Here is a 5,880-nt window from a genome sequence, read left to right as displayed (position 1 = left end):
GCTTTCGTATCTCATCCGCCTGACCGGACAGCACCAGCCTTGTATTCACCTCCGCCAGCAGGAAGGGCATGCCGCCGGTCATCATCTTGTGGGCGACGCGGATGCGGTGGCGGTAGGCGGGCGGGCAGGAAAGCCAGCCGCCGCGCACACCGGCTGCGACCGACTTCGACAGGCCGCCCGCGACAATGGTCCTCTCAGGAGCATATTCGGCCAGCAACGGCGTCGGATCATCGGTCAGATTGCCATAGAGGTCGTCCTCGATGAGGACGACATTGTATTCGCGTGCGACATGGGCGATCGCTTCGCGGCGCGCCGCCGACAAGGTGGCCAGCGTCGGATTCTGCGCCGTCGGCATCAGGAAGATCATTTTGGGATGCTTTTGCGCGCAGACGCGCTCGAAATCCTGCGGATCGATGCCTTCATCGTCCGATGCCACCAACGCGGTGCGCCTGCCGATCAAGCCGGCACTGCGGGAAACCTGCGAGTAGGTGAGGTGCTCGAAGGCAACATAGTCGCCAGGCATGGTGAGCGCCGCGATCGCCGCCATCACCGCCGCATGGGTGCCGAGCGTGGGAACGATGGTGTCGGCATCCGGGCGAAAGGAATTGCGCGCCAACCAGCGGGCGCCGGCTTCGTACCATCGTTCGGGGAAATCCCTGGTGTAGCTCGAAATCTCATGCGGATGGTCCTGCGCCGTGCGCGACAGGACACCGGCGACAATGTCGCCCTGGCCGATATCAGGTGCTGCGGTGCTGTCGAAACGCAGCTTGCCTTTAGGCGCATCGATATAGCGCGTGCCTTCGCCGCCGACGTCCGGAGCCGGAAAATCCGGCTTCGCGCGCTGGCCGAGCACATAGGTTCCACGCCCGACCTCGCCGCTCACCAGCCCACGCTCGCGCAGCAATTGATAGGCCCGGCCGACCGTGCCGACGGTGGTGCCGATGTCGTAGGCGAGGTCGCGCTGCGGCGGCAACTTTGCGCCGGCATCGATCACGCCCCGATCGATGTCCGTCTCGATGGAATCCGCCAGCCGCTGATACAGCGGGCCGGAGCCGGCAGTGAGATCTGGAAGCCAATTTGTCATGGTGACAATTTTCTATATTGCACCGATAGATGAGTCAATACATATCAATCGCGTGCCAAAAGGGTACAATTTAGGACTTTGGCAGAAAGAAAATGAATACAATTGCGACAATACGTCATTCGAGCGCTGCATTATCGGCCCAATCGACACGCCCGTCGGCTCAGCGCGGCTTTGTCAGCCGCCTTGTGCGCGTGCTGAGGTCGCTGGCAGGATGGATCGACAACCTGCTGGATCGCCGCCGCAGCCGGTTGGCTCTGCTGGAGATGACCGACGACCAGCTCAAGGATATCGGCGTCACGCGCTGCGACGCCCACCGCGAGGGCATCAGGCCGTTCTGGGACTGACCGTGATCCCAAAAGTGGGAACCGGTTTGGGAAAGATGATGGTCCCGGGAAATCCGGACAGAAGGTCCGCACAGTTCTAACGGACCCTCGACGCCCTGGTGCGTGCAACGGCATGGTCCGCAAGGACGGCGACCACGCACAGCACGAGGAAAAGTCCGGTGATGGCTGCAGCTGAGATGACGACGCTGGTCGCGCCGTTCTTGGCGATGTTCAGGAAAGGGTAGGGCACCTCGCCGGCAAGCGGCGCCCGCACCAGCGCATAGACCAGATAAGCGATGGGATAGATCACCCACCACGAAATGTCGCTCCAGCGTGTCCGGCCGTCGGCGCCCGATATCAGCCACCACAGCACGAACAGCACCGGCGTGACGTAGTGCAGGAGAACATCGCAGAGCAGGAACAGTCCCTGCGGCTGCCAGAGTCGTGCCAGAACCGTTGCGTAGATGATGAAGACCAGTGCGATCGAAACCGCAACGCCGGTGCGCATCCGCGCCCCTGCAAAGGCCGGCAGCCAGGCATAGAAGGTGGGTGACAGCAGCGACGTGTACACCAGCACCGCGCCGATGTTGGTCAGGATGGTGAAGAAGCTGAAGACGAAAATGACGGAGCCAAGCAGGCTGCGGCCTGCTTCCATCGATGCAGGAATGCTGATGCAGAACTGCAGGATGAGCCCGGCCAGACCGATGACCAGCCCCACAATCTGCAGAAAGCGGCCCATGGGCTAGGCCGTCGCGGCGCAGGCCGGATTGCCGGCCTGCCAGCGGGAAATGTCGGAGCCGATGCGGGCGCCGAGCGGATCGTTCATCAGCGGTCCGAAGACGTCGACACGGCTAGAATTGCCTTGCGCCTGCACGACCAGCAAAGGTTTGCCGCCATAGTGCTTGGCCGGAACCAGCAGGAAACGCGGCGTGCCGCTGAACGAATTCAGCTCATTGGCCATCTGATACGGTTTGAAGGCCGGGTCCTTGCTGGCGATCCAGCATTTGTGGGCGGCGATCGCCACTTGTTCCATGGCCAGCAGCGCTGCACTTTTGCCCGAGGGAACAGGCGTGCTCTTTGGCGTCGACTGGCAGGATGCCAGCACAAAGCCCGCCGCGGCGACCAGCGCGATCGTCCTCGACTTGATCAAGCGGCACCCATCTCAAGCTCGGACAGGAAGATTTTCAAGCCGTCGGTCATCTCGCCCCACACACGCGACAATGCCGGGTGTTGCGAGGCGATCTGCTGGTAGGCGTCGAATTTGGGATAGGCGTCGAGCAGGTCGTGGCGTCCTGTCATGGCGCGGAAATTGTTGAAGATGAACCGCGTCGGCGTCAGCCAGGCATCGGCGAAGCTGATGTCGTCGCCGAGTGCGAAGGGCCCTTGCGCCATACGGGCCTCGATTGCCGCCAGTCCATGATGCAGGCGGGCGAACTGAGCGTCGATCTCGGCATTGTTGCGCTTCGGCACGGAATGAAGCTCGAAAAGCTTCATCAACGGGGTCAGCACATCGAGATCGGTGATGCGGGCGAACATGCGCACCAGCGCACGGTCCTTGGAATCGGGGGGCAGCAGCGCCGGTTCTGGAAACCGTTCCTCGAGATATTCGGCGATGACCACCGATTCGACAATCGTCTCGCCCGAGCCGGTGATCAGCACCGGAATCCGGTTCATCGGCGAGATGGCGCGAAACTCTTCCGGGATGGGAAAACCGGGCGGCGGCGCGATGATCTTGAGTGGTACGTCCTTGATGTAGGCCAATGCCCGCACGATCGACGAGTAGGGCGACAACGGCCGCGAATAGAGTTTCATGACCGTCTCTCTCCCCAATGAACCAGACTTGCTCCAAAGAGACAGGAATGTCCGGCTGTTTTCAAGCTGTTCGCTTCGATATCGTCAGGCAGCGATGCCGAGGGCGCTCTCGAACAGTCCGCGGCCGTCGGTACCGCCATGGGCTGCTTCGATCAGGTTTTCCGGATGCGGCATCAGCCCGAGCACATTGCCTTGGCTGTTGACGATGCCGGCAATGTCGTTGATCGAGCCGTTGGGGTTGGTGCCCTCGGCATAGCGGAACACCACCTGGCCTTCGCCTTCGAGACGGGCAAGCGTGTCGGCGTCGGCGAAATAATTGCCGTCATGATGCGCGACCGGCGAGCGGATGATCTGGCCCGGCTGATAGCGGCGGGTGAACATGGTGTTGGCATTGGTGATCTCGAGCTTCACCTGCCGGCAGACGAATTTCAGCGAGGTGTTGCGCATCAAGGCGCCCGGCAACAAGCCGGCCTCGACCAGGATCTGGAAACCGTTGCAGACGCCGATGACCGTCACGCCCGCGGCCGCTTTTTCGGCCACTGCCCGCATGACCGGCATGCGCGCGGCGATCGCGCCACAGCGCAGATAGTCGCCGAAGGAAAAACCGCCCGGAATGGCGATCAGATCGACATCGGGGATTTCGGTGTCGGTTTGCCAGACGGTGACCGGCGGTGTTCCCGAAATCTTGGTCAGCGCCGCGATCATGTCGCGGTCGCGATTGAGGCCAGGCAGGAGGACGACGGCTGATTTCATTTCGTTCGTAAGGCCTTTGTGCTTCGGCGAGTTAGCGCAACTCGAGGCGCTGCTCAATCCGTTCAAGATGTTGATCGATACGGCCTGCTATCGCGTAGATATTGTTGACGTCCGTTTGCGTGCTCAACGCCTGCAAGCCTGATCGCTACAATCTCGAGAAGCTCGTACATCAGTTCATTCGTGACTTCAGGCATCCGTGCCTCCGGCACAGCCTTAGGTAAGCGTCACACTATAATTCTCGATCACCGTATTCGCCAGCAGCTTGTCGCACATGGCCTTGAGGTCGGCTTCGGCCTTGGCCTTGTCGCTTTCCGCCAGCTCGACATCGAACACCTTGCCCTGCCGCACCGTGCCGACGCCGCCGAAGCCCAGGCCGGACAATGCGTGTTCGATCGCCTTGCCCTGCGGGTCGAGCACGCCGTTCTTGAGGGTGACGGTAATGCGGGCCTTGATCACGCTGGACATGCTCCTGTTCTGATTATCGGGTCGCAAACCGCGATCAGTGCGGCTTGCCTTTGAGGCCGTCGGTCGAGGCGACGAGCACCGGGCCGGTCGGGCGCGGCGGCTCGTTCTCGTTCATGATGCCGAGGCGGCGGGCAACTTCCTGGTAGGCCTCGACGAGGCCGCCCATGTCGCGGCGGAAACGGTCCTTGTCGAGCTTGTCCTGCGTCGCCACGTCCCACAGGCGGCAGGAGTCCGGCGAGATCTCGTCGGCGACGACGATGCGCATCATGTCGCCTTCGAACAGGCGGCCGCATTCGATCTTGAAGTCGACGAGCTGGATGCCGACGCCCATGAACAGGCCGGAGAGGAAGTCGTTGACGCGGATGGCCAGCGCCATCACGTCGTCGATTTCCTGCGGGCTCGCCCAGCCGAACGCGGTTATGTGCTCTTCCGACACCATCGGGTCGTCGAGCGCGTCGGCCTTGTAATAGAATTCGATGATCGAGCGCGGCAGAACGGTGCCTTCCTCGATGCCGAGCCGCTTGGACAGCGAGCCGGCGGCGACATTGCGCACCACCACTTCGAGCGGAATGATCTCGACCTCCTTGATCAACTGCTCGCGCATGTTCAGCCGGCGGATGAAATGGGTCGGAATGCCCATGCGGTTCAAATGGTTGAAAATATACTCGGAAATGCGGTTGTTGAGGACGCCCTTGCCGTCGATGACCTCATGCTTCTTCTTGTTGAACGCGGTTGCATCATCCTTGAAGAACTGGATAAGCGTGCCCGGTTCGGGTCCCTCATAGAGTATCTTGGCCTTGCCTTCATAAATGCGGCGGCGATTTTTCATCTGATTTTTCTCTGAGGTTCCGGACAGGCGGTATCAGACCATTTCCTGTCCGTCTGCCTGAAATAGTGCGGCTACGGTAGGGTTCAATGCCGGGTCTATCCCAATCACATCGTTTGCTCAATCGGCAAATCCTTCCAATCAACCGCTTTCGGGACTGAAATGCCGCAGCGCAGCATGCGATGAAGCATATTGACCGGCCCGCGACCTTTTGGTTTGTGCTTTGACAACGCACATATTCACCGCCAACGAATCGAATTTGACCCGGAGGGACGCCATGAGCAGCATGAAAGACCGTGAAGAGGGCTTTGAGCGTAAATTCGCATTCGACGAGGAGCTTCGGTTCAAGGCCTCGGCGCGCCGCAACAAGGCGCTCGGCCTGTGGGCCGCCGAAAAGCTCGGAAAGTCCGGCGCCGATGCCGACGCCTATGCCAAGGAAGTGGTTATCTCCGACATCGAGGAGGCCGGCGACCACGACGTGTTCCGCAAGATCCGCGGGGATTTCGACGCGGCCGGCGTCGAGCAGTCGGACCACCAGATCCGCCGCACCATGGACGAACTGATGGCGCAGGCGATCGAGCAGATCAAGAACACCTGATCCGGGCCATGCGCTGATC

At 61.2% G+C, this 5,880-nt stretch carries 9 protein-coding genes; 2 read left to right on the top strand and 7 right to left on the bottom strand.

Annotated elements, in window-relative coordinates; genetic code table 11:
• Positions 1–1,084, bottom strand: a 1,084-nt coding sequence (locus EN932_RS27060) for a PLP-dependent aminotransferase family protein (RefSeq protein WP_164890634.1), incomplete at its 3' end; no start/stop codon positions are given.
• 92 nt (positions 1,085–1,176) lie between these two features.
• Here EN932_RS27060 and EN932_RS27055 point away from each other — a divergent pair.
• Positions 1,177–1,428, top strand: coding sequence for a DUF1127 domain-containing protein (locus EN932_RS27055; protein WP_027162365.1), 252 nt, complete (start codon positions 1,177–1,179; stop codon positions 1,426–1,428).
• A 76-nt stretch (positions 1,429–1,504) separates the two neighbouring features.
• Here the strand turns inward: EN932_RS27055 and EN932_RS27050 are convergent, their stop codons facing one another.
• From EN932_RS27050 to purC, 6 genes are all read right to left on the bottom strand, one after another.
• Positions 1,505–2,146 carry a Pr6Pr family membrane protein gene (locus tag EN932_RS27050; protein ID WP_013532132.1) on the bottom strand — a complete coding sequence of 214 codons (642 nt, stop codon included), beginning with the start codon at positions 2,144–2,146 and terminating at the stop codon, positions 1,505–1,507.
• A gap of 3 nt (positions 2,147–2,149) precedes the next feature.
• Positions 2,150–2,557 (bottom strand): hypothetical protein, encoded by a 408-nt coding sequence (locus EN932_RS27045; RefSeq protein ID WP_013532131.1) that lies wholly within the window; start codon positions 2,555–2,557, stop codon positions 2,150–2,152.
• A complete protein-coding gene (locus EN932_RS27040; RefSeq protein WP_013532130.1) occupies positions 2,554–3,219 on the bottom strand; it encodes a glutathione S-transferase family protein in 666 nt (221 codons plus the stop codon). The genes EN932_RS27045 and EN932_RS27040 overlap by 4 nt, the downstream gene beginning before the upstream one ends.
• Before the next feature lie 84 nt (positions 3,220–3,303).
• A complete protein-coding gene (gene purQ, locus EN932_RS27035) occupies positions 3,304–3,972 on the bottom strand; it encodes a phosphoribosylformylglycinamidine synthase subunit PurQ (RefSeq protein WP_024504558.1) in 669 nt (222 codons plus the stop codon).
• A gap of 213 nt (positions 3,973–4,185) precedes the next feature.
• Positions 4,186–4,428 carry a phosphoribosylformylglycinamidine synthase subunit PurS gene (purS, locus tag EN932_RS27030; RefSeq protein ID WP_013532128.1) on the bottom strand — a complete coding sequence of 81 codons (243 nt, stop codon included), beginning with the start codon at positions 4,426–4,428 and terminating at the stop codon, positions 4,186–4,188.
• Positions 4,429–4,471: 43 nt separating this feature from the next.
• Positions 4,472–5,266 (bottom strand): phosphoribosylaminoimidazolesuccinocarboxamide synthase, encoded by a 795-nt coding sequence (purC, locus tag EN932_RS27025; RefSeq protein WP_013532127.1) that lies wholly within the window; start codon positions 5,264–5,266, stop codon positions 4,472–4,474.
• A 274-nt stretch (positions 5,267–5,540) separates the two neighbouring features.
• Between purC and EN932_RS27020 the strand changes: the two genes are divergently transcribed.
• Positions 5,541–5,861 carry a DUF1476 domain-containing protein gene (locus tag EN932_RS27020; RefSeq protein ID WP_013532126.1) on the top strand — a complete coding sequence of 107 codons (321 nt, stop codon included), beginning with the start codon at positions 5,541–5,543 and terminating at the stop codon, positions 5,859–5,861.
• Positions 5,862–5,880: the final 19 nt, after the last annotated feature.

This window comes from Mesorhizobium sp. M7A.F.Ca.US.002.01.1.1 (assembly GCF_004022955.1).
Classification (GTDB): Bacteria; Pseudomonadota; Alphaproteobacteria; order Rhizobiales; family Rhizobiaceae; genus Mesorhizobium; species Mesorhizobium ciceri.
The sequence above is the reverse complement of the archived record's forward strand: the minus strand, read 5'-3'. Positions and strand labels throughout refer to the sequence as shown.